Source organism: Nakamurella aerolata (assembly GCF_013002705.1).
GTDB lineage: Bacteria > Actinomycetota > Actinomycetes > Mycobacteriales > Nakamurellaceae > Nakamurella > Nakamurella aerolata.
On the sequence record NZ_JABEND010000014.1, the window covers coordinates 53,486 to 76,544 of the forward strand.

General features: G+C 71.1%; 18 protein-coding genes. 9 read left to right on the forward strand and 9 right to left on the reverse strand.

The genetic code is table 11. The features are described from left to right. Window positions 1-20: 20 nt before the first annotated feature. Window positions 21-1,328 (reverse strand): deoxyguanosinetriphosphate triphosphohydrolase, encoded by a 1,308-nt coding sequence (locus tag HKD39_RS17715; RefSeq protein WP_171201200.1) that lies wholly within the window; start codon window positions 1,326-1,328, stop codon window positions 21-23. Window positions 1,329-1,367: 39 nt separating this feature from the next. After that, window positions 1,368-2,000, reverse strand: coding sequence for a YdcF family protein (locus tag HKD39_RS17720; RefSeq protein ID WP_343074766.1), 633 nt, complete (start codon window positions 1,998-2,000; stop codon window positions 1,368-1,370). Window positions 2,001-2,321: 321 nt separating this feature from the next. On the opposite strand from HKD39_RS17720, the gene HKD39_RS17725 reads away from it, so the two are divergent. After that, window positions 2,322-3,083: an AAA family ATPase gene (locus HKD39_RS17725; RefSeq protein ID WP_212754718.1), complete on the forward strand. Its 762-nt coding sequence runs from the start codon at window positions 2,322-2,324 to the stop codon at window positions 3,081-3,083. Window positions 3,084-3,298: 215 nt separating this feature from the next. Here the strand turns inward: HKD39_RS17725 and HKD39_RS17730 are convergent, their stop codons facing one another. From HKD39_RS17730 to HKD39_RS17745, 4 genes are all read right to left on the reverse strand, one after another. Beyond that, on the reverse strand, window positions 3,299-6,280 hold the full coding sequence (locus HKD39_RS17730) for a glycine--tRNA ligase (RefSeq protein WP_171201232.1): 2,982 nt from the start codon (window positions 6,278-6,280) through the stop codon (window positions 3,299-3,301). Between the two features lie 421 nt (window positions 6,281-6,701). Next, on the reverse strand, window positions 6,702-9,743 hold the full coding sequence (locus HKD39_RS17735; protein ID WP_171201201.1) for an AAA family ATPase: 3,042 nt from the start codon (window positions 9,741-9,743) through the stop codon (window positions 6,702-6,704). 3 nt (window positions 9,744-9,746) lie between these two features. Next, entirely contained in the window at window positions 9,747-10,901 is a 1,155-nt protein-coding gene (locus HKD39_RS17740; protein WP_171201202.1) for an exonuclease SbcCD subunit D, read from the reverse strand. Between the two features lie 65 nt (window positions 10,902-10,966). After that, window positions 10,967-13,111 (reverse strand): serine/threonine-protein kinase, encoded by a 2,145-nt coding sequence (locus HKD39_RS17745; RefSeq protein ID WP_171201203.1) that lies wholly within the window; start codon window positions 13,109-13,111, stop codon window positions 10,967-10,969. Window positions 13,112-13,218: 107 nt separating this feature from the next. Between HKD39_RS17745 and lipB the strand changes: the two genes are divergently transcribed. From lipB to HKD39_RS17765, 4 genes are all read left to right on the forward strand, one after another. Beyond that, the gene (gene lipB / locus HKD39_RS17750; protein ID WP_171201204.1) at window positions 13,219-13,989 is read left to right on the forward strand and encodes a lipoyl(octanoyl) transferase LipB; all 771 of its coding nucleotides are present in this window, start codon (window positions 13,219-13,221) and stop codon (window positions 13,987-13,989) included. 227 nt (window positions 13,990-14,216) lie between these two features. After that, on the forward strand, window positions 14,217-15,533 hold the full coding sequence (locus HKD39_RS19035; RefSeq protein WP_212754720.1) for a sunset domain-containing protein: 1,317 nt from the start codon (window positions 14,217-14,219) through the stop codon (window positions 15,531-15,533). Continuing rightward, window positions 15,530-16,504 carry a lipoyl synthase gene (gene lipA / locus HKD39_RS17760; RefSeq protein ID WP_171201205.1) on the forward strand — a complete coding sequence of 325 codons (975 nt, stop codon included), beginning with the start codon at window positions 15,530-15,532 and terminating at the stop codon, window positions 16,502-16,504. Before HKD39_RS19035 ends, lipA begins: the two co-directional genes overlap by 4 nt. Before the next feature lie 64 nt (window positions 16,505-16,568). Continuing rightward, window positions 16,569-17,339 carry a DUF4191 domain-containing protein gene (locus HKD39_RS17765; RefSeq protein ID WP_171201206.1) on the forward strand — a complete coding sequence of 257 codons (771 nt, stop codon included), beginning with the start codon at window positions 16,569-16,571 and terminating at the stop codon, window positions 17,337-17,339. Window positions 17,340-17,471: 132 nt separating this feature from the next. On the opposite strand, the gene HKD39_RS17770 is transcribed toward HKD39_RS17765, so the two are convergent. After that, complete coding sequence (locus HKD39_RS17770; RefSeq protein ID WP_171201207.1) at window positions 17,472-17,906, reverse strand: RDD family protein; 435 nt, start codon at window positions 17,904-17,906, stop codon at window positions 17,472-17,474. Window positions 17,907-18,221: 315 nt separating this feature from the next. Between HKD39_RS17770 and glnA the strand changes: the two genes are divergently transcribed. The 4 genes from glnA to HKD39_RS17790 all read left to right on the forward strand — a co-directional run bounded on the left by glnA (window position 18,222) and on the right by HKD39_RS17790 (window position 20,817). Further along, the gene (gene glnA / locus HKD39_RS17775; RefSeq protein WP_171201208.1) at window positions 18,222-19,646 is read left to right on the forward strand and encodes a type I glutamate--ammonia ligase; all 1,425 of its coding nucleotides are present in this window, start codon (window positions 18,222-18,224) and stop codon (window positions 19,644-19,646) included. Window positions 19,647-19,797: 151 nt separating this feature from the next. After that, entirely contained in the window at window positions 19,798-20,079 is a 282-nt protein-coding gene (locus HKD39_RS17780; protein ID WP_171201209.1) for a type II toxin-antitoxin system RelE/ParE family toxin, read from the forward strand. 24 nt (window positions 20,080-20,103) lie between these two features. After that, window positions 20,104-20,409 carry a HigA family addiction module antitoxin gene (locus HKD39_RS17785; protein WP_171201210.1) on the forward strand — a complete coding sequence of 102 codons (306 nt, stop codon included), beginning with the start codon at window positions 20,104-20,106 and terminating at the stop codon, window positions 20,407-20,409. 111 nt (window positions 20,410-20,520) lie between these two features. Continuing rightward, window positions 20,521-20,817: a YciI family protein gene (locus HKD39_RS17790; RefSeq protein WP_171201211.1), complete on the forward strand. Its 297-nt coding sequence runs from the start codon at window positions 20,521-20,523 to the stop codon at window positions 20,815-20,817. Between the two features lie 162 nt (window positions 20,818-20,979). Here the strand turns inward: HKD39_RS17790 and HKD39_RS17795 are convergent, their stop codons facing one another. Then, on the reverse strand, window positions 20,980-21,399 hold the full coding sequence (locus HKD39_RS17795) for a CBS domain-containing protein (protein WP_171201212.1): 420 nt from the start codon (window positions 21,397-21,399) through the stop codon (window positions 20,980-20,982). Between the two features lie 167 nt (window positions 21,400-21,566). Then, window positions 21,567-22,949, reverse strand: a complete 1,383-nt coding sequence (locus tag HKD39_RS17800) for a serpin family protein (protein WP_171201213.1) — start codon at window positions 22,947-22,949, stop codon at window positions 21,567-21,569. Window positions 22,950-23,059: the final 110 nt, after the last annotated feature.

The following is a 23,059-nucleotide window of genomic DNA, read 5'->3' on the forward strand; positions in this document are numbered from 1 at the left end:
GAACCGGTCAGCTGAACCCGTCAACCGGTGAGCCGCCGGTGCCAGCGGGTGGCCTCGGCGTCGGTCAGCAACGCCACCTGGTCGAGCACCACCCGCAGCCGGGCCGCGTCGTCCCCGGCGGCGATCCAGCGCGGCGCGAACAGCGGGTCGAGCGCCTCGGCGCCGCGGTCGTGCAGCGCCGTCACCAGCTCGGTGAGAATTTGTTGCTGATGTTCCTGGGTGGCCTGCCGAGCCGGGGTGCGCATCACGTAGCGGACAGCGACCGCCTTGAGCATCGCCACCTCGGCCCGGAGCCGGCGCGGCACCAGCAGGTCGGCCTGGTAGCGGGTGAGCGGTCCGTCCCCCGCCTGCCGACGGGTGGCGGTCACCGCGCCGTTGATCATCCGTCCGGTGAGCTCACTGCTGGCTCGCTTCAGTTCCGCCTGACCGGCCAGGCCGGGCCGGAAGTGGGTGGCGGCGCTGATCTCCGGGCGGTCGAGCAACTCCCCCAGCACCTCGGCCAGGTCGTGCGCCGACTCGGTGGAGAGCCCGCGGCCGGCGGCTTCGGCCACCGCCAGGCGCTCGTCGACGGCCGCCGGGCCGCGCAGCGATTGCAGGTCGATGCGGCCGGAGACGATGCCGTCCTCGACGTCGTGCACCGAATAGGCGACGTCGTCGGCCCAGTCCATGATCTGCGCCTCGAGGCACAGCCGGCTCCCGCCGGCCGGGCGAATCCACTCCAACACCGGCTGCTGCTCGGGATAGACACCGAACTTCCCGGTGCCGCCCGGCGCCTCGGCGCGGGCCCACGGGTACTTGATGACGGCGTCCAGCGCCGCCCTTGTCAGATTCAGCCCCACCGAGCTGCCGTCCGGAGCGAGCACCTTCGGCTCCAGCTCGGTCAGCAGCCGTAGGTTCTGCGCGTTGGCCTCGAAACCGCCTGCGGCGGCGCCGATCTCGTTCAACACCGCCTCGCCGTTGTGACCGAACGGCGGGTGGCCGATGTCGTGGGCCAGCCCGGCCAGATCGACCAGGTCGGGGTCGGTGCCGAGTTGACTGCCGATGCCGCGGGCGATCTGCGCGACCTCCAGCGAGTGGGTGAGCCGGGTGCGCGGCACGTCGTCCTCGTCCGGCGGCACCACCTGGGTCTTTCCGGCCAGCCGGCGCAACGCTCCCGAGTGCAGCACCCTGGCCCGGTCCCTGGCGAACGGCGACCGGCCGGAGGTCGGAGCCGATCCGGCCGCCAGCTCGGCGGACTTGCCGGGTTCGCGCACCAGCCGGTCGACGTCGTCACCGGAGTAACCGGGCGGCGCCGAAGAGCGGCTGTCCCGGTCGGGCGGTTCGGTCATCCGCAGTTCACCGGGGGCTGACTGGTTGCTCACCACTGGTCACTCGACGGTTCCGCCGGCGTTGGACGAACCGCCGGTGACCAGGTAGAACAGCGACCCGGCCAGTTCCCTGGCGAAGTAGGAGGTTTGCGCGCCGCTGGCGGTGGGCCCGTCGCGCTCGGGTGAGGTGGTCACCCGCAGCCCGAGATCCCCGGCCATCAGCGCGGCCCGGTAGACGTGGGCGGGGTCGCTCACCAGCACCACAGAGCCGATGGAACGGGCAGCCAGTTCCGGCTGGGCCGCGCGCAGGCTGGCCAGCGTGTCGCCGCCGGTCGGCACCGCCAGCAGGTCACTGGCCGGCACCCCACGCTCGGCCAGGTAGGCCCGTCCGGCTGCGCCCTCGGTGGTGCGGTCACCCGGCTGGTTGCCGCCGACGGTCACCACCAGCGGCGCCACCCGCTGCTGCCACAGCTCGTAGGCGTGGTCGAGCCTGGCCTGGTAGACCGGCGACGGCCGCCCGTTGTACTGCGCGGCACCGAGCACCACGATGGCCTGCACCGGCTGCCGCTCGTCGCGGTTCGCGGTGATCATCATGCGGGTGAACAGGCCGGCGGCGATCACCACCATCAGCACCAGCAGACCGCCGACGGCACGGCCGAGCCACCGGCCCGCCGTGCCCGCCGTCAGTGCCACTGTTGCTCCCTTGTTCGCAACGCCCTGTCCACCGGCCGGCGCCGGCCGGCGTTCACCGCGATCATGCCAGGGCGGCCCGGCCGGCCCGCCGCTGCTGCACAGGCCGGCTACCCCCAGGCGCCGCGCCGGCCGGACTCTCGGTACCGGCGGCGACGGGCCGTGCCGGCGAAACTTTCAGCACCAGCCGCAGTCCCGCGCCGATTTACGCCGCTGTCGGCTGGATTCCGGCCGGGTTTGTCGGTACAGCTGAATTTTCCCGAGCAGCCCGCCGGGTGAGCCCCCTGCGACAGCCGCCGATCCGCGATGCGGTGCAATGGGTCGGTGGCAGCAGCATCTGCCGGCGCGGGCCATGGCGCGCCGCGCCGGCACCTGAAGCGGGTTGTTCGCGACCCCGACCCGCGCACGCCGCTGCCCGATTGGGTGGCGGCGATCCCGGCGGTGCGCCAGTTGTTGGATCTGCCGGATGGCTGGCAGGTGCCGGCCGGAGTCACCGTGCTGGTCGGCGAGAACGGGTCGGGCAAATCGACCATTGTCGAGGCGCTGGCGGCCAGCTATCCGCGGCTGCCGATGGATCGCACCGGCCCCGGCGTCGGCCGCGACGAGGCGCCGCTGGCCCGGCACCTGACATGTGAGACCGACCGGATGGCGGCTCGCGGCGGGTTCTTCCTGCGGGCCGAGGCGATGCACGGCTATCTGCGCGCCTATGACGAGTCGATCGGCGAGAGCCGTCCCGACCGCGGCGAGACGCCGGTGCTCAGCCGCAGCCACGGCGAGGGCTTCCTCTGGGTGCTCCAGGAGCACTTCGCCCAGGCCGGGGTGTTCTTCCTGGACGAGCTGGAGGCGGCGCTGTCGTTCTCCTCGTGCCTGGGTCTGCTGTCGCTGCTTGACACCCTCGCCAGCGAGGGAAGCCAGGTGATCATGGCCACCCACTCGCCGCTGCTGGCCGCCCTTCCCGGGGCCACCGTTTATCAACTGGACGACGACGGTATGCACGAAACACCTTGGCAGGAACTGGATCTGGTGACGCAGTGGCGCGGATTCCTCAGTGCGCCGCAACGCTTCCTGCGGCATCTGCTCGACTAGCCCGGCCGGGCAGCGCCAACGCTGCCACCCCGGCGACCACGGCGATGCCCGCCAACAGCAGGTACCCGCGCCCTGCCCCCTCGACACCGGAGCGCAGCACCAGCCCGGTGAGCGCAAAACACCAGCGTGCGCGGGCGCCACTCGTCGCTGAGGGCGCCGAAGCGCGACACGGAGCCAGCGGGCCGACGCCCAACGATCGGTCAACAGCGCGCGACTCAGGCCGCCAGCGCCTGCCAATCGACGACGCCGTCGGCGAAATCGCCGATCGCCGCCAGCAGGCCGAGCCGTGCGGCCCGCAACTGGGGATCGTCGGCGTTCACCAGGATCTGGTCGAAGAAGGTGTTGACGGCCGGGGTCAGTGGCGCGGCGGCGGCGGCGAACTCGGCGACGGTGCCGCCGTTCCAATTCTGGCGGACCTGCGAGAAGACTTGGTGCAGCGCGGTTTCGGCGGGTTCGGTGAGTTTGCCGGCGTCGTAATCGGCAGACACCTCACCGGCGGCCGCGACGATCCGGCGGGCCCGCTGCAGGGCGGCAGCCAGGTCGGCGAACTCGGCCTGCCCGGCCAGTGCGTCCAGATCGGCGAGCGCCCGGTCGGCCACCGCCGGCGCGTCCGCGAGCGGCAGCACCGCCTGCACCCGCCGGTGATCGGCACCGCCGTCCAGCACCGCCTGCTCGTACCGTCGCACCGCGAACTCATGGGCCTGCGCCAACGCGTCGGCGCTGACCGAAACCTGTTGCCCGGCAAGCACACCGGCAGCCTCACGCAATCCGGACTCCAGGGTGATGCCGGCCAGCTCCGGCCGGTCCCGCAGGATCGCGATCACGCCGAGCGCGGCGCGGCGCAGCCCGAAGGGGTCGGAGCTGCCGGTGGCCTTCGCGCCGGTGCCGAACAGTCCGGCGAGCAGGTCGAGCCGGTCGGCCAGCGCCAGCACCGCGCCGGCGGCGCTGGTGGGCAGCTCACCACCGGCGCTGCGCGGGCGTTCCATGTCGGCCAAAGCCTGCGCCACCGATTGCGGCTCGCCGGCCGCGCTGGCGTACTCGGCGGCCATGGTGCCGGCCAGGCTGGACAGTTCGATCACCATCGAGGTGGCAAGGTCGAACTTCGCCAGCTCTCCGGCCCGCGCCAGGGTCACCCGGTCCGCTTCGTCAAGACCCGCACGGTCGGCCAGAACCGTTGCCAGCGCGGCGATCCGGTCGGCTCGATCGGCCATCGACCCGAGACCCTCGGCGAAGGTGAGCTTGCCGAGCCCGGTCTTGTGCTCGGCGGGGCTGATGGTCTGGTCGGCGCGGAAGAAGAAGGCAGCGTCCTCGTAACGGGCGCGCAGCACCGCGGCGAAACCCTCGGCCACCAGCTCGCGGTCGCAGTCGCCGTTGGCGACCGCGACGAAGTGCGGCAGCAGTGCGCCGTCGGCCCCGCGCACCGGAAGGTAGCGCTGGTGCTTGCGCATCACCGTGGTCAGGATCGCCTCTGGCAGCTCCAGATACCGCGGGTCGAAGTTCCCCAGCACCGCGGTCGGCTTCTCCACCAGCGCGGCGACCTGATCGATCAGCGCCGCCTCCCCGCGGGCGTCCACCGTGCCGCCGACGCCGGCCGCCAGATCCGTTGCGGCGTCGACGATCTGCGCTCGGCGCTCGGCGGTGGACAGCACGATCTGATGCCCGGCCAGGAAGTCGGCGTAGCCGTCCGCCGACGGCACCGTGACCTCCGGCTGCGGGGCGGTGCGGTGCACCCTGGTGGTCCGCCCGTACGGCACCGACGACACCGCGACCGGCACCTCGACCTCACCCAGCAGGGCGAGCAGCCAGCGCACCGGCCGGGCGTACGCCAGGCCCGCGTCGCGCCAGCGCATGTTGCGCTCGGCGCGCAGACCGTGCACCACCTCGGCCAGCAGTTCGGACAACACCGCGACGGCATCGCGGCCGGTGTCGGTGGCGAGCAACCCGACGTGCTCGGTGCCGTCGATGGTCAGCCGCTGCAGGTCGGCAACGTCAACACCCTGGCCGCGGGCGAACCCTTGGGCCGCCTTGGTCGGGTTGCCGTCGGCGTCGAACGCCGCAGACACCTTGGGGCCCTTGACCTTCCGCTCGGCGTCCGGCTCGCGCGGGTGCACCTGGTCGACGGTGACGACGATGCGCCGCGGGGTGGCGTCGGCGCGAACGTCACCGTGTTCCAGCCGGGTGGCCGCGAGCTTGTCCTGCACCGCGGAGCGCACCGCGTCGGTGACCCGGTACAGCTCGGCGTGCGGGAGTTCTTCGACGCCGATCTCGAACAGCAGCGTCGCCGGGGCCGGCGCGGTCGGCAGCTCGGCGGGCAGCAGCGTCGCGGGCAGCGGTTTCACCTCACCGAGCGGGTGGCCGAGCTCGGCCCTGCGCTCGTCCCACAGTTGGGCGCAACCCCTGGTCAGGGTGCGCATCCTGGCGAAGGCGGCCGCACGCTCGGTGGTGGAGATGGCACCGCGGGCGTCCAGCACGTTAAAGGTGTGGCTGCTGCGCAGCACGTAGTTGTAGGCCGGGATCGGCAGCCGGGCGTCGAGCATGCGCTGCGCCTCGGCGTTGTAGTCGGCCAGCAGTTCCTTGTTGGTGTCGATGTCGGCGTCGTCGAGGTAGTACCGGCTCATCTCGTACTCGGCCTGGCCGAACACCTCGCCGTAGCTGATGCCAGGCGCGTAGGCGATGTTCTTGAAGTGGTTGACCTTCTGCAGCGCCATCACGATGCGTTCGATGCCGTAGGTGATCTCGACGCTGACCGGGTCGAGCGTCAACCCGCCGGCCTGCTGGAAGTAGGTGAACTGGGTGATCTCCAGTCCGTCCAGCCACACCTCCCAGCCAAGCCCCCAGGCGCCCAGCGCCGGCGATGCCCAGTTGTCCTCGACGAAGCGGATGTCGTGCGAGCGGATGTCGACGCCGAGCGCCTCCAGGCTCTGCAGGTAGATCTCCTGCGGATTGCCCGGGTCGGGTTTGAGGATCACCTGGAACTGGGTGTGGGTCTGCAGCCGGTTCGGGTTCTCGCCGTAGCGGGCGTCGTCCGGCCGGACGCTGGGCTCGACGTAGCCGACCGTCCACGGCTCAGGGCCGAGGACACGCAGCATGGTCGCCGGGTTGCCCGTGCCGGCGCCGACCTCGGTGTTGTAGGGCTGCACCACCATGGCGCCGCGGTCGGTCCAGAACTTCTGCAGCCGCAGCAGCAGCTCCTGCATGGTGGGCACGCTCGGGTCCGCGTCCGGTCCGGGAACGCTTGCCGGCGGCGCCGGATGCGGTTGCGGCGCCACGCTTTCGGCCGCGCCCGCGGCAGACTCGCCGCCGGTGTCCCCTGCCCCGCCGGTACCGCTTAGGCCCCCGGTGCCGTTGCCGGCGCTGTTGTCGCCTGCGCCGCCGGTGCCGTTGCCGCGGGTCCCGCCGGTGCGGTCCGAGCTGCCGGTGCTGCCGGTGCCGGGAAGATCGGCAGCGGACAGGGATGACGACGGATCGGTGGCATCGGGCTGGGGTTTCGGCTCGGTGTTCGGCACCCGCAAAGGCTATGCGATGCCGCCGCTGCGGCTGCGCGGATATCGGCCGCGCTCGAAGGGCGGTGCCCGCGGCAGCGGCCGACGAGCGACGCAGCCACAGTGACCGGCGAGGTCAGCTGGTCTGCAGCACCGGCGCCGGGCCCGCCGGGGTGCGCCGCACATGCAGCCTGGTGGGGATCCGCTGGCGCAGGTCGTCGACGTGCGACACCAGACCGACGGTGCGGCCGTCGGCGCGCAGATCGTCAAGGGTGTCCATCACCACGTCGAGGGTCTGCGCGTCGAGGGTGCCGAAGCCTTCGTCCACGAACACCGTGTCGAGCAGCTGACCGCCGGATTCGGCGGCCACCACGTCGGCCAGCGCCAACGCCAACGCCAGCGACGCCAGGAACGATTCGCCACCCGACAAGGTCTTCGCAGGGCGCACCGTGCCGGTGTGCGCATCCAGGATGTCGAGCCCGAGGCCGCCGCTGCGCCCGCGCGACTCGCGCTCGGCGGAGTGCACGAAGCTGTACCGCTGGCCCGACATGCGCAGCAGCCGCTGGCCCGCCACCTCGGCCACCTGCCGCAGCCGGGCGGCCAGCACATAACTACGCAGCGACAGCGCCCTGGCGTTCTGGCCGCGGCCGGCCACCACGTCGGCCAGCGCGGTCAACTCGGCATCCCGTGCGGCGACGGGAGCGAGCGCGCCCAGGGCGGCCGTCACGGCCTTGATGGCGGTCGCGGAACGACGCTGCACCCGCCGCGCGGTCTCGGCGGCGGCAATCGCTGCAGCGGCCCGTTTCTCGGCGTCCGCAGCGCGGAGTTGCACCGGCGCCAGGTCGAGGCGCTGGCCGGCGTCCACCTCGGCGAGCTGGGGGTCGGCCAGCCGCGCGGCGACCGCCACCTGCTGGTCTTCGAAGCTGCGGATCTGGGCGGTGGCGGCGTCGATGTCGATCGCGGTGGCGGCGGCCGCGGCGGCCTCCAGATCGGCAAAGCCGGCATGTTCCACCGACAGCTTCAACGCCTGGCCCGTCCTGGTCGCCGCCCCGATCGCGGTGTGCAGCGCGTCGACGGCGGCGGCCCACTGCTCGCGGGCACCGGCCAGGTCGCTGACGTGCTGGCGCCGCTCGGCAACGGTGGCGAACGGCCGGGCGTGCCGGCGCAGCAGCTCGGCCCGGTCGCGCAACCTGTCTTCGATGGCGTGGCTCTCGGTGACCAGCGCGGCACGGCGACTCATCAACTGGTGCAGGTGTTGCTGCAGCTCCAGCTGGCGCTGTTCCAGCGCCTGCAGTGCCTTCGCGCGCTTGCCGGTCTGCCCGGCCAGTGCGACGGCGGCCCGCACCCTGGCGGCGGCCGCGTCACGTGCGGCGACCGCCTGCTCGCTGTCGAGCCCGGCGGCGGTGCCGGTCAGCTCGGCGCAGCGGCGCTGCAGTTCGGCCAGCCTGGTTTCCTGCGCGGTGCGCTGCTCCGCAGCGGCGTTCTCCTGTTGCTGGGCGGCGGCGACGTCTGCGGAGCTGACCTGATCATCGCTGGGCCGGGCCGGATGCGGGTGCTCGCCGGCACCGCACACCGGGCATCGCTCGCCGTCGGCCAGGGCAGCGGCCAGTTCGGCGGCCATGCCGGCGAACCGCCGTTCGGTGAGTTGCTGGCGCAGCTCGCGGCTGTGCTGATGCGCGTCGACGGCGGCGCGCACCTGCTCTCCGCAGTCGGCGAGTTGTGGCTGCAGCCGCTGCAGGGTGTCCGCGGCGTCGGCCACGGCGGTGGCAGCGGCCACGTCGGCCTTGAGACCGGGCACCTCGGCGGCGGCCTGCTCGGCGGCGGCCAGCCGATCGCGCAGCTCGGTGAGCTTGCCGGGAACCGCGCCCACGGTGGTCTCGCCTGCGGTGATCTGGTCGACCGCCTCCGCAAGTTCGGCGGCCAGCTCGCCCCTGCGGCGCTCGTCGTCGCCCTGTTGGCCGGCCTCGGCGACGACGGCGGCCAGCGTTCCGGCCAGTTCGCGACCGGTGGCGGCGAGCCGCCGCAACTCACCAGCGTCCGGGGGCCGGCCGAACTGGTCGGCGTGCTCGGCCGCCTGAAGCAGGTCGTTCCCGTTCCAGCCGGCGGCGTCTTCACCGCAGCGCGCCGCCAGCTGCTCGGTGCGCCGAGCCGCCTGGCGTTCGGCGGCCGCGGCGCGTTGCAGCTCGGAAGCGGCACCGTCAGCGGTGGCCCTGGCCTGCATCACCGGGACGGCGGCCAGCGCACCGGCCAGCGCCTTCCGCTTGGCCTGGATCTCGTCGGCCTGGCCGGCCAGCTGCCGATGCTGGGCCAGCAACTGTTGCTTGCTGCGCACCAGCTCGGCCCGTTGGGTGAGCGCGGCGAGCTCGGCCGCGGCCACCTTGTTGGCCTGCTGTGCCCGCTCGCTTGCGGATTCGGCGGCCTGCGCCGCCGCCTGCTGCGTCCGGGCAAGAGCGGCGAGCTGTTCGGCGCCGAACTCGGCGGCCGCGTCGCTGGTGCTGGCCTCGGCGAGGGTGGCCCGCCGCCGCTGCAGCTCGTCGCTCAGCCGGCGCAGTTGTTGCCCGGACTCGCGTCGCATGCTGGCGAAGGCCTCTTCGATGTCGGCGAACCTGCCGGTGTCGAACAGCCGCTCCAGCAACTGTTCTCGCTCCGCGGTGTCGGAACGCAGGAACCGCGCGAACTCGCCCTGAGGCAGCAGAACCACCTGGAAGAACTGGTCGGCAGACATGCCGATCAGGTCGAGCACGGCGTCGCCGACCTCGCGGTGACCGGTCAACCCGGCCGGGCCGCCGGAGCCGGTACTGCCGGCCGGTGCCTCGTCGAGCCAGGTCAGCGTCGCCTTGGCCGGCTGCTTGGTGGTGCCCTCGCCGCGGGTCTTCGGGCGCAGGTATTCCGGGCTGCGGGTGAGCAGCAGCCGCCGGCCGGACAGGCTGAGCTCGAGCGTGACAACGGTGCGGGTGTGTGGCTCGGCGGCATCGCAGCGCAGCCGCTTCGCCTGCCCGCGCGGGCCGGGCACCGTGCCGTACAGGGCGAAGGCCACCGCGTCGAGCAGGGACGTCTTGCCGACACCGGTGTCGCCGTGCAGCAGGAAAAGGCCGGCCTCGCCCAGTGCGTCGAAATCGACCTCGACCTCGCCAGGGTAGGGACCGAAGGCGCTCAGCGTAAGCCGGTGCAACCGCATCGGTTACTCCCCTCCGCCGGCGCGCGCCAGCGCCAGCGCCTGGTCGATGAGCCCGGCCTCGGTTGCGGTGGCGGTGCTGCCGCGGCATTCGGCAATGAAGGTGTGCACCAGCTCGACGTCGGTGATGCCGGCGCGGGCCACGTCGACACCGACGGTGTGCGCCGTGGGTTCGGGCGGCTGCCAGCTCAGCGTGACGGCATAGGGAAACTTCTGCTGCAGCCGCCGCATCGGTTCCAGCGGGCGTACCGGGTCGGTGAGCCGCGCGCTCAGATAATGCTCGGTGTACTCGCCGTACCCGGCGAGCAACTCCTGCAGCGTTCCGGTCAGTTCGACAAGTGGGCGGGGTACCGGCAGCGGCAGCTCGCTGATGCGCATCGACCGGCCGGCGGCCAGCTCGACCAACGTGACGCTCTTGCGGTGCCCGGCCTCGTTGAACGAGTACGCCAGCGGCGAGCCGGAATACCGCAGCTGCGGCGAAACCTGTTGCGCCCCATGAAGATGCCCGAGCGCCACATAGTCGAGCCCGTCGAAAACCTCAGCCCCGACCGACTCGACACCGCCGACGGCGATCGACCGCTCGGACCCGGCCGGGCTGGCTCCGACCACGAATGCGTGCGCCATGGCTACCCCGTGCAGTTCCGGGTGCTCGCGCTTGCGCCGGCCGAAGTCTTCTCGAATGTGTTGCAGCGCAACCGACATCACCGCTTGGTGGGACGCCGGGCCGGGCAACCCCAGCCGCCGGCGCACCACCTCGGGCTCAAGATAGGGCACCGGGTAGCACGCCACCTCTGGCGCGGCGGCATCCGGCAGCAGCACCGGCTCCACCAGGCGCTGCGGATCGGCCCGCAGATGCAGGCCGCCCGCTGCCAGGAAATCGCTGAAGGCACCGAGCCGCGGCCCGGAATCGTGATTGCCCGCCGACGCGACGATCTGCGCACCCGCCGCCCTGATGGCGCTGAAAGCCTCGGTGAGCACGGCGATCGCGTCGGCCGAGGGAACGGCCCTGTCGTACAGATCTCCCGCGATCAGCACCGCGTCGACCCGGTGCTCGGCCACCAGCTCGGCGATGGCGGCAAGCACCGACCGCTGGTCTTCCAGCAGATCGCGGCCGTGGAACGTGCGTCCCACATGCCAGTCGGAGGTGTGCAGCAATCGCATGGGTTTCACGCTAGGACGACCCACCGACACTGCCCGGATCTGCGCTCGCGTGTCGGCGGTGCGGCTCAACCGATGGCGGCGATCCGGTACCCGCCGACTCCTCCTGCTCCCGTGTCGACCGGCGCCAGTTGCACGATGCGCGCCGCCGATCCGCGAGCCGGGGTGCGCCCCACGGGGTTACCGGCATCGTCGAATACCTGGTAGGCGGGCAGCTCGTCGACTACCCGTAGGGTGATCAGCTCGGGCTCTTCCGCCATGACGCCGGCGCTCTGCCCCGCGCCGTCGGCACTCTGCCGGACCGGCCCACTGCTGCCGTCACCGCGCTGCCGGACGGACCCGCTGCCGTCACCGCCGCTGCCGTCACCCCCGCTGTTGCCGCTGTTGTCGATGACGCCGACGGTGGTGATGCGGTGGGCCGCGTCCTGCACCCGCCAGCCGCGCGCCCTGAGTTGTTCGATGGTGCCGCGGTCGGCGGCCAGCGCCGACGCCGCTGCGGCGGTGTCGGCGTAGACGGCGGCCAGCGCTGCACTGTTCCTCGACACCAACGCCTCCGCCCTGGCCCGGTCCAGCCGCCGGACCTCCCCCAGCCAGCCTCCGGTCGGCGGCCGGCGCGCGGCAGCAGCTCCCGACGGGGTCTCGTCGGCTGCCACACGGGCAGCACCCACTGCGGCCGACGCCGACACAGTCTCCGTCGCCGTCGCCGTCGCGGTCGCCGACGCCCGCGGTTGCACCGAAAGTGGTTGCCCACCAGCTGATCCACGCAACCATCCGGGTACAACGAGCACGGCGACCAGTACCGCCGCCAACGCCGCGGCGCGCAGCCCTCGCTCTCGCCGGGTGCGGCCGACCAGGCCGGCCATCAGCCCGGCAGTCCGGCCGGCCGCGGGCCGAGCTGCGGCGGGTGCAGCGGCACGGGCGGAGCCGGCAGCGCCCGGCCGGATCTGCGTGACGATGCGCCGCACCCGCTGGTGCGCAACGCTTTTTGCGCCGCGTTCGCCGGAACGATCCGGGCGCAATCCCGCCCTCGGTGCCACCTCGACGGTCGCCGGCGGGGTGGCGTCCTGGGCGTCCGGGCCATCGGCGTCGGCCAGCGGTGCGCCGTCCCGCCAGTCCGCACCGGTGAGTGGGCGCCGGCGCTGCAGCTCGTCCAGCGGAACCGACCGCCAGCCGCCGGACGCAAGATCGGACGCGAGACCGGAGTCGACGGCACTGTCGAGATCGGCGTCCGGCAGCGCGTGCCGACCCGGCGGTGCCGCGCGCCCGCCGGCCGGCGGCCGCCCGGCGCCACCCACATCCGCGCCAGCACCATCCCCGGCACCAACGTCCCCGGCACCAACATCCCCGGCCCCGACGTCTCCGGCAGCAGCCAGTTCGATCGGCGCCGGCCTGCCGCATCCGGACAGCTCCATCACCACCCGCGCCGCACCAGGACGGTCGGCCGGCAGTTCGGCCAGCATGGAGCGCAGCAGCTTGCGCAAGGGTGCCGGGAACTGCTGCCGCAGCTCGTCAGGCAGATCGGGCCACTGACCGACGGTGGATTGCACCACCACGTCGGCGATGTCGTCGGCGTTCCAGGCCGGCCGGCCGGTGGCGGCGAACAGCGCAACGGCGCCCAGCGAGAACACGTCGGCCGCGGCGGTGGGCCGGGCGCGCCGGGCCACCTCGGGCGCGACGAACGGCGGAGTCGCCGCGACCGGCAGCCCGCAATCCACGACGATCTGAGCAGCGCCGAGGTCGGTGAGCAGCGGCCGCCCAGCGGCGTCGAACAGCACGTTCGCCGGGGTGAGGTCGCCGTGCACCACCTCGCGCTCGTGCCCGGTGGCCAGTGCCGCCGCCAACGGAATCAGCAGGGTGAGCAACTCGGCCGGAGCCAGCGGGCCGCGGCGTCCGAGCAGATCGGCGAGCGTGCCACCCGCGGCGAGTTCGGACACCACCGCCACCCTGCCGACGTCGTAGACCGGACCCTGCACCGGAACGACGTGCCGGTGGTTCACCATGGTGGTGAGCGCGACCTGCCGTTTCGCCGCCGTCAACGCCGCCTGATACGGCCCGTCCAGCACCTTGAGCGCCACCCGCTCCCCACCCGGCGCGGCGGCCTCGTAGACCCGGGACGAACCGCCGGTGGCCAGCAGTCGCAGCGCCCGGTAGCCGCCGAGGACGAATCCGGGCGCATCAGGTTCATCAGGTTGATCTGCGCCATGCCCCACCATGCTCCGAACCGTAGGCAGCGGCAGGCCCCGGCCGCCCGGTTGTCCACAAACCGCAGATCGTTCACCCTGACCGGACCGTTGCGGCGATCGAGTTCTAGGCTGGTCGGATGAGCGTTGCCGACGTGTCGATCCCGAGCCGGCAGACCGGGCTGGTGACGCCGGGAACCGCCGCGGACATCGAGTTCGCCGAGCTTGGCCTTGTCGACTATCTGGCGGCCTGGCAGCAGCAGAAGGCGCTGGCCGCCGAGGTACAGCAGGGCAACTGCCCGGGGCGGGTGCTGCTGCTGGAACATCCCGACGTCTACACCGCGGGACGCCGCACCCAGCCCGCCGACCGGCCGACCGACGGCACCCCGGTTGTCGATGTCGATCGCGGCGGCCGGATCACCTGGCACGGCCCAGGTCAGCTGGTGGGCTACCCGATTCTCAAGCTGTCCGAGCCCATCGACGTGGTGCACTACGTGCGCACGCTCGAGGAGGTACTGATCGCCGCCTGTTCCGATCTCGGCGTCGCGACCGGCCGGGTGGACGGACGTAGCGGGGTGTGGCTGCCCGCCGGCGACGGCCGCCCGGAGCGCAAGATCGCCGCCATCGGCGTGCGCATCGCCCGCGGTGTCACCCAGCACGGCTTCGCGCTGAACTGCAATCCCGACATGGCGGCCTTCGACCGGATCGTGCCGTGCGGCATCGCCGACGCCGGCGTCACCTCGCTGACCACCGAACTCGGGCGCGAGGTGCTCATTTCCGAGGCGCTGGCGCCGGTGACGGCCCGCCTGCGGCAGGCGCTCGACGGCGTCCTCACCGTCCGGTCGCATCCGCTGCCGGCAGCACAGCGTCCAGCGGGTGTTGACTGGCAGCTGGACCGGGCGCTCGGATGAGTCAGACGGCGCAGACCCGGACGATCGAGACCGGATCGGCGGGCGCCCCCCAAGCGGGTGAGCGATCATGGAATGCTGACTACTCCGGGTTGGGTACCGGCACCAGCGTGCCGGCACCCGAGCCGGACGAGATCAACCATCAGCAGCAACGACGAGACCGGGTTCAAGACAGAGACCGGCCGCAACCGAGACACGTGAACCATAGTGAGCAGACGAGGAGCCGAGTGATGAGCGCCCCGAGTTGGACCCAGGACCTGAAGGAAAAGGCCGGCGTCGTCGGCGAGAAGGTGGCCGAGGTGGCCTCCGAGGCCGCCGACAAGGTCGCCAAGCTGGCCGATCAAGCGGTGCACTCACCGGTCGCCCAGTCGGCCACCGCCAAGGTCGCCGAACTGGCCGGCGATGCCGCGCACTCGGCGGCACCGGTGGCGGAGAAGGTATCCGTCGGGCTCTCCGGCAAGATCGACGCCGTCGGTTCGACGCTGGCCGACCGGGCCGAGGACTTCTCCGGCCGGGCCCGCAAGGCCGCCAAGCGCGCGGCCAAGAGCGCCAAGAAGGCGCGCAAGAACGGCGCTCGCACTTTCGCCGACTGGCAGCAGCAGGCCGGCGACAAGGCCAGTGAACTGGCCGGGCGCGCCGAGCAACTGCGCGAGGAGGGCAAGACCAAGGCCGCCGGCCGGGTCGCAGCCGTTGCGAACAAGGTGGCGCACGCCGCCAAGCAGGCCGACGAGAAAGCCGCCAAGGCGGCGCTGCAGGCCGAGAAGGCCGCCGGCAAGAAGAAGTCGCACCCGATCCGCAAGCTGGTGCTGTTCCTGCTGTTCGCCGCCGGCACCGTCGCCGTCGTCAAGTTCCTGCGCGGCGGTCAGGTGACCCAACCGCCCGCCACCACCGGTGCCCCGGTGTACCCGCCCGCCAAGCCGGCCGGTGACGCTGACAAGTCCGACGCTGCCAAGTCCGAGGCTGACAAGACGGACGCCACGTCCGGCACCGACAAGAGCGACACCGGCAAGAGCGACGCCGGCAAGAGCACGGTCGGCACCGGCGCCGAGTCCGCCACCGGCACCGACAAGCAGGCACAGCAGGCGCAGGCGGCCAAGACCACAGCGGTCGCCGCCAGTGACGAGCAGCCGGGTGCCGGTGCCGTCGGGTCGGCAACCACCTCCGCCAACGGATCAGCGGCGACGGCCGGCGGCACCGGAACCACAGCGGCACGGTCGCTCGCCGACACCGGCAAGCACGCCGCTCGCGAGGGCACCGGCAGCGTCGGAGCCACCGCGACCGCGGCCGGCAAGGGCACCGCCAAGGACGCAGCAGCCAAGCCCCGCAAGGACTTCGGCCCGGACAGCCACGCGCCGCAGGCCGACGGCTCGCAGCCGGAGGGCTTCCCGGTGAAGGGCAACGCCGACTCGATGCTGTACCACGTGCCGGGCAGCCGGTTCTACAACTCGACCGTCGCCGAGGTGTGGTTCCGCACCCCGGAAGCGGCCGAGAAGCAGGGTTTCCAGCTGCCGGCGAGCCAGCGTAAGGACGGAGCGAACGGCAAGTGACCATTGCACCCGAGGGCCGCAAACTACTGCGGCTCGAGGTCAGGAACTCGGCGGTACCGATCGAGCGCAAGCCGGAGTGGATCAAGACCAGGATGCGCACCGGACCGGAGTTCGCCAACCTGCAGTCGTTGGTGAAACGCGAAGGGCTGCATACGGTTTGCCAGGAGGCCGGCTGTCCCAACATCTATGAGTGCTGGGAAGACCGGGAAGCCACCTTCCTGATCGGCGGCGACCAGTGCACCCGGCGCTGCGACTTCTGCCTGATCGACACCGGCAAACCGGGTGAGCTGGACCGGGACGAGCCGCGGCGGGTGGCCGAGTCCATCGCCACCATGCAGCTCAAGTACGCCACCATCACCGGCGTCACCCGCGACGACCTGGACGACGAGGGCGCCTGGCTGTACGCCGAGACCGTGCGCAAGGTGCACGAGCTGGCACCGAACACCGGCGTGGAGATCCTCACGCCTGACTTCTCGGCGAAAGCTGAACTCCTGCAACAGGTTTTCGACGCGAAGCCCGAGGTGTTCGCGCACAACCTTGAGACGGTGCCGCGCATCTTCCGCCGGATCAGGCCGGCGTTCAACTACGAGCGCAGCCTTGACGTGCTCAGCCAGTCCCGCGACGCCGGCATGGTCACCAAATCGAACCTGATCCTCGGCATGGGCGAGACCCGCGAGGAGATCTCCCAGGCGCTGCGCGACATGCACGCAGCCGGGTGCGATCTGGTCACCATCACCCAGTACCTGCGGCCCACCCCGAGGCACCACCCGATCGAGCGGTGGGTGAAGCCGCAGGAGTTCGTCGAGCTGGCCGACGAGGCCCGCGAGATCGGCTTCGCCGGGGTGATGTCCGGTCCTTTGGTGCGCTCGTCCTACCGCGCCGGCACCCTGTACCAGCAGGCGCTGCAGGCCCGCGCCGGCGCCAACGGCGGATCCGAGGCCGGGACGGCACTGCCCGCCGCCGGCAACTGACCCCCCCTCGACAGGCCCGCCCACGATTCGGATGGTGGGCGGGCCTCGCCGTATCCTTGAGCCCATGGCTAAGACGCGCGGGACCGCGAACAACGTGGCGGTGACCAAGGACGAGAAGAAGGCGCTCAAGGCCGCCCAGCGTGCCGAGAAGAAGGAACGGCGCGGCCAGATCTGGCAGGCGTTCAACATCCAGCGCAAAGAGGACAAGCGGCTGCTGCCGTACATGATCCTCGCGGTGCTCGCAGCCGCTGCCGTGATCGTCGGGCTGGCCCTGCTGCTGAACATCGCCTGGTATTTCGCGCTGCCGTTCGGCCTGCTGATCGGCTTCGCCGTCGCCATGATCATTTTCGCCCGGCGCGCCCAGTCCAACGTCTACGCCAAGGCCGAAGGCCAGCCCGGCGCCGCTGCCTGGTCGCTGCAGAACAACCTGCGCGGCAAGTGGCGGGTCACCCCCGCCATCGCCGGCACGACGCATATGGATGCGGTGCACAGGGTGATCGGCCGGCCTGGCGTCGTACTGGTCGCCGAGGGCGCCCCGCATCGGGTGAAACCGCTGCTGGCGCAAGAGAAGAAGCGCATTGCCAGGGTGGTCGGCGACACCCCCATCTACGACGTGATCGTCGGCACCGAAGAGGGCCAGACGCCGCTCAAGAAGCTCAATCCGTTCCTGATGAAGCTGCCGCGGAACATCTCGGCCAGCGCCGTCGAGGAGCTCGACGCCCGGCTCACCGCGCTGCGCGGACGTTCGCCGCAGACCGGTCTGCCCAAGGGTCCGATGCCGTCCGGCGCCAAGATGCGGTCGGTGCAGCGGGTGGCCCGCCGCGGCACCCGCTGAGCCGTCCCGGGCCCGCCAGCACCATCACCCCCAACTGGTCACGCCGGAGCCGCGCCACCCGGGCCGTCCCGCAGATCCAGCGTCCGTCCAGGAGCGGCAGCGGGACGCGGCCCGCGGCGGGCGGACGAGGCGTCAGCGGGCCCGCACCACCACGGTGCGGCACAGCCGATCGTGCAGCCCGCGCCCGTTGGCATCCATCAGCAGCACCGGGATCAGCAGGAACGTCAGCGCCGTGCGCGGCACCGCCCACCAGCCGACCAGCCCGGCGCGGCGATCGTCACTGGCGGCGCCGACCACCGCCACCCTGATGCCCATCAGCCACTGCCCCGGCGTGAACCCGAACAACCCGACCGACAGCACCGTCATCACCGCCCACACCAGCAGCGACCAGTTCTTGGGGGCGTCCGGCAGCGTGAACAACGCCGCCACCCCGGCGGACAGCGCGATGTCGATGACGAACGCCAGCACCCGGGAGCCGATCGACGCCGCCGAGCCAACGCCGCTGGCCGGCAGTTCCAGCCCCGTGCCGCCGCCACGCTGCGGGGCGGACGCGGTCGATGAACTCACCGTTCCAGAGTAGGCGGTCACCGCCGGCCAGCTGCCCGGCGCCGGCCGCGACCGGTGCCACTGCCGCGACTGCCACTGCCGTTGCCACTGCCGCGACTGCCGCGACTGCCGCTGCTGCTGCCGCGCCCAGGACGCCGTGCCGGACTGTGTAACGTGCTCGAAACATTGCGGTCGCCTGCAAGCAATACCGATTTCTAGACTCGGTCAGTAGGACGTCGCCGGGCCCGGCCCGGTCACGTTGCCGCGGATCGGCCTCACGTCGTCCGCGGCCCGCCAACGGCCGACCCCCGCCGAAGATCTAGGAGCTTGTCCCGCGTGTTCTCCTCCAACGACGAACTGCTCAAGTACATCGCCGACACCGACGTCGAGTTCCTCGACATCCGGTTCTGCGACCTGCCGGGCATCATGCAGCACCTCACCGTTCCGGCCGCCTCGGTCACCGCGGACGCCCTTGACGCCGGGTTCGCCTTCGACGGCTCGTCGGTGCGCGGCTTCCAGTCGATCCACGAGTCCGACATGCTGTTGCTGCCGGACGCCACCACCGCTCGGATCGACCCGTTCCGCAAGCGCCGCACGCTGAATGTCAACTTCTTCGTGCACGATCCGCTGACCCTGCAGCCCTACTCCCGCGACCCGCGCAACATCGCCCGCAAGGCGGAGGAGTACCTGGCCACCACCGGCATCGCCGACACCGCGTTCTTCGGGCCGGAGGCCGAGTTCTACGTCTTCGACGACGTGCGCTTCCACTCCGACATGAACACCACCGGCTACACCGTCGACTCCAACTCCGGCTGGTGGAACACCGGCCGCGAGGAGGACGGCGGCAACAAGGGGTACAAGGTGCGGCCCAAGGGCGGCTACTTCCCGGTGGCACCGTACGACCAGTACGGCGATCTGCGCGACGACATGGTGGCCAACCTGACTGACGCCGGCTTCGAGGTGGAGCGCGCGCATCACGAGGTGGGCACCGCAGGGCAGCAGGAGATCAACTACAAGTTCAACACGCTGCTCGCCGCCGCGGACGAATTGATGCTCTTCAAATACATCGTCAAGAACACCGGCGCGGCCGTCGGCAAGACCGTGACCTTCATGCCGAAGCCGCTGTTCGGCGACAACGGTTCCGGGATGCACGCCCACCAGTCGCTGTGGAAGGACGGCAGCCCGCTGTTCCATGACGAGGCCGGCTACGGCGGCCTGTCCGAGACGGCGCGGTTCTACATCGGCGGCATCCTGCATCACGCCCCGTCGCTGCTGGCCTTCACCAACCCGACGGTGAACTCCTACCACCGCTTGGTACCCGGCTACGAGGCACCGGTAAACCTGGTGTACTCCAGCCGGAATCGCTCAGCGTGTATCCGAATCCCCATCTCCGGCAGCAATCCGAAGGCCAAGCGCATCGAGTTCCGTTGCCCCGACCCGTCTTCCAACCCGTACCTGGCGTTCTCCGCGATGATGATGGCCGGGCTGGACGGCATCAAGAACAAGATCGAGCCGCCCGCCCCGGTCGACAAGGATCTGTACGAGCTGCCGCCGGAAGAGGCCGCCGACATCCCGCAGGTGCCGGCCAGCCTGCCGGCGGTGATCGACCGGCTGGAGGCCGACCACGACTTCCTGTTGGAGGGCGGCGTTTTCACCCCCGACCTGATCGACACCTGGATCAACTACAAGCGCGACAACGAGATCGACCCGATCCGGTTGCGCCCGCACCCCTACGAGTTCGCGCTCTACTACGACCTCTGATTCGGGGCTTTTCAAGCTCTGCCAGTAGGTGCCTAAACGGCCGGTGACCTGCCATACGTCATTCAACGTTGGTCAACGTCAGGGTCGTCCTCGGGAACCGAGGCCGATGCTAACGCTTGCCGATAGTATCGGCAAGCGTTAGCATAGTGTCGTGATCCGGTCCTTCAAGAACACCGACACAGAGAAGGTCTGGAACCGCGAACACGTCCGAACCCTCGGACCCGAACTGCAACGGGCCGCGCAGAAGAAGCTCCGTCTCCTCAACGCGGCCTCCGAACTGAACAGCCTGCGGGTGCCACCCGGCAACCGCCTGGAGAAGCTGGTAGGCGACCGAGCCGGCCAACACTCCATCCGCATCAACGACCAATACCGGATCTGCTTCATCTGGACCGATAACGGTGCAGACGACGTCGAGATCACCGACTACCACTGACCTAGAACCGGAAGGAGACCGATCATGGCCACGACGACCAAGGCACACGACCCGATCACTCCGGGCGAGATCTTGCTGACCGAGTTCCTTGAGCCGCTGGGCATCACCCAGTACCGCCTCGCCCAGGCCACCGGTCTCCCCCAGACTCGGATCAGCGAGATCGTCCGCGGCAAACGCTCCATCACCACCGACACCGCTCTACGACTGTCCAAGGCCCTGGGGGTCGACGACCGGTTCTGGATCAACATCCAGACCGACTACGACCTCGAAGTCGAGCGCGACCTCCACGGGGCCGAACTGTCCAAGGTGACAGCGTTGGTGACGAGCTGAAAGCCGGCCGCTGGGGCCCCGGCGCGAGCGACAACGACCCGAGTCCGGGTGGCAGCGGTCCAGTCGGGGCCCGGGCCAGAGCGCGGCGGTACCGGCTGGCAGCATGACGGCATGCCGATCTACGCCGTCCAGTACGACTACGACGTCAATTCCGCGAGCCTGCGCGATCAACACCGCCCGGCCCACCGTGACTACCTGTCCCGGCTGACCGACGAGGGCTCGGTGCTGGCGCGCGGACCCTACGCCGACAACGCCGGCGGCCCCGGCGCGTTGCTGATCATGCGGGCGGACAGCCCCGAGGAGATCGCCCGGCTGCTCGATGCCGATCCGTTCTTCGAGCAGGGCTGCATCAGCTCGCGCCGCGTCCGCGAGTGGGAAGTGTTGGGCGACAAGCACCCGTTCATGTAGTCGGGCCCAGTAGTCAGGCGCAGGAGTGGAGCCGGGTCGTCGGGCCCAGTAGTCGAGCCGGCAGTCCGGCCTCGTGGCCGGGCTGGTAGCCCCGGGGTGCCGCTCGGCAGCGCGGCAACCCGGGGAGCTATCAACTCTTTCGGGCTGGATCTACCGGGCGCGTCAGTCCTTCTTGTAGACGCCCTCGGCGAAGTGCGCCACCTGGTCGCCGGAGAGCTCGGCCACCAGGTCGGATTCGCTGATCATGCCGATCAGCTCACCGTTGGACGTCACCGGCATCCGCTTCACCTGGTGCTCACGCATGGTGGACAGCACCTCGGAGATCGGAGTGTCGGCGTCGACGGTCTGTACCGGGCTGTTGGCGATGTCGCCGCAGCTGGTCGCGGACGGGTCGGCGCCGTCGGCGACCGCGCTGATCACGATGTCGCGGTCGGTCACCATGCCGGTGATGTTGCCCGCATCGTCCTGCACCGGAAGCGATCCGATGCCGAGGTTCTTCATCAACTTCGCAGCATCGACAAGGGTCCCGGTCGGCGGGACGGTCTGAGCCCCACGATTCATCACGTCGCGTGCGGTGGTCACGGTGCGGCGCCTCCTTCGGCGTTGGTGCGGACCAGGTGGTCCGGTGTTGACGAGCCGATCTTGCCTCATCACCGCGGCCACCGCTGAGCGCGAACCGCACCGCCGATCGCGGGCCGCACCGCCGATCGCGGGCGGCACCGCCGATCGCGGATGCACCGCCCGAAAGATCACCTGGGGTCGGAGATCGCCCCGGTGAACAGCGGCATGCCGGTCTCGACGTCGTGCACCACGAACAGGAACGGCCGGTCCACCACGAACTCCACCGGCGCTTTCTCGGGCGGGCCGGGGGCGGCGCCTCCCGGTGCCACCACCGCCGTGGCCGCCGCGGCTTCGATGCCCTGATCGTCGCTGGTGAACTTGACCTTGTGGATGATCGCGGTGATCAGCAGCGGCTCCTGGCCCGGTTCGCCCATACCGGTCAAGGGCACGTTGAAGGCGCCCGCCATCCCCATCGCGCTGAGCGCGGGCACCATGTCGGTGGAGCTGTCCAGCTCCAGCCGCGGCAGCTGCACCTTGACCTTGGTCGCTGGGGCGGTGCTCGGCAGTGTCCACACCTCGGGACGCAGCAGGGTGACCGGATCGGTGTCGGCCTTGTCGGGGAGCACGATGGTCATGGCGAGGCCGCCGCCGCCCAATCCGATGGACGCCGCCGACCAGCCGTCGCCGGTGGCGTACGGGATGGTCTGGGTGTCCATCGACAGCCACGGCACCGGCAGGCGCTGTTTGCCGCCGACGGCGAAGTCGTGCGTATCCTCGGCGGCTGGCCCGGCCGCCCACGGCGCCTTCAGATACAGCGCATTCACCAGCACCAGCCTGGTGAGCTCGGTGACCCGCGCCGGGTCGAGCAGTTCGGGGATCAACCCTCTGGTGCGCTCACCGACCCACGTATTGATGGCGCTGCGGGCGCCGTCGGCGTCACCGCGGAAGTCGACCGTCCGCACCGGGGCGTCGTAGCCACGCGCCAGCGCGTCCAAGAACTCCCGGCGCAGCCGGTAATCCTGTTGCAGGAACAGCGAATTGGCGGTCTGCACCACCATCGGATCGAGTTGCTGACCGCCCGCCTGCACGTCCTGCGAATCGGCGACAGCCGCGGCCACGGCGGCATCAATGGCGGTGATCCAGCTCGCGACCTCGTCGGCGGAACCGCTGAGGCCGCGTTTCAGGGCCTCCGCCGGGGCGCCGGTGGCGCCGAAGTCGGCCATGCCGATGGCGGCCAGCAACGAATACGGGCTGATCAGCGTGTTGCCCTTGTCGTCGGGTTGGGTCGCGGCTAGCAGCGCCGAGCTGAAGGCTCCGAACCGGAGCCTGAGCATCGTCATCCCTGCCGGGGCCACTCGGCTGCCGGCACCGCGCAGTTCGCGGATCCCGCCGCCATCACCCGAACCGCTTGGCATCGCGGCCAGCGAGCCCGCGGCTGGTTCGGCCCGGCCCAGCTGGTCGCGCTCACAGGCCGTGAGCAGCCCAGCGCCGCCGGCCGCGAGCAACGCCAACAGCGCGCGCCGGCTCACGGCCCGGCCGGCGAGTGCGGTGGGTACGGGCGGGTGAGACATCGATCCCCCTGGTGACATCGACAGTGGTGGCGGTTAAGCCGGTGGTCTACGGCAGCACCGTGGATACAGCAGCGTGGAGGCAGCAGCACCGTGGATACAGACGCCGCCGC

Bases quoted from the DNA above. Each gene is read 5' to 3' on its own strand.
- HKD39_RS17715 (WP_171201200.1), bottom strand. From the start codon at position 1,328: ATGACCGAACCGCCCGACCGGGACAGCCGCTCTTCGGCGCCGCCCGGT.
- HKD39_RS17785 (WP_171201210.1), top strand. From the start codon at position 20,104: ATGGCCACGACGACCAAGGCACACGACCCGATCACTCCGGGCGAGATC.
- HKD39_RS17745 (WP_171201203.1), bottom strand. From the start codon at position 13,111: ATGGTGGGGCATGGCGCAGATCAACCTGATGAACCTGATGCGCCCGGA.
- HKD39_RS17735 (WP_171201201.1), bottom strand. From the start codon at position 9,743: ATGCGGTTGCACCGGCTTACGCTGAGCGCCTTCGGTCCCTACCCTGGC.
- HKD39_RS17790 (WP_171201211.1), top strand. From the start codon at position 20,521: ATGCCGATCTACGCCGTCCAGTACGACTACGACGTCAATTCCGCGAGC.
- HKD39_RS19035 (WP_212754720.1), top strand. From the start codon at position 14,217: ATGAGCGCCCCGAGTTGGACCCAGGACCTGAAGGAAAAGGCCGGCGTC.
- HKD39_RS17740 (WP_171201202.1), bottom strand. From the start codon at position 10,901: ATGCGATTGCTGCACACCTCCGACTGGCATGTGGGACGCACGTTCCAC.
- HKD39_RS17800 (WP_171201213.1), bottom strand. From the start codon at position 22,949: ATGTCTCACCCGCCCGTACCCACCGCACTCGCCGGCCGGGCCGTGAGC.
- HKD39_RS17730 (WP_171201232.1), bottom strand. From the start codon at position 6,280: ATGCAGGAGCTGCTGCTGCGGCTGCAGAAGTTCTGGACCGACCGCGGC.
- lipB (WP_171201204.1), top strand. From the start codon at position 13,219: ATGAGCGTTGCCGACGTGTCGATCCCGAGCCGGCAGACCGGGCTGGTG.
- HKD39_RS17765 (WP_171201206.1), top strand. From the start codon at position 16,569: ATGGCTAAGACGCGCGGGACCGCGAACAACGTGGCGGTGACCAAGGAC.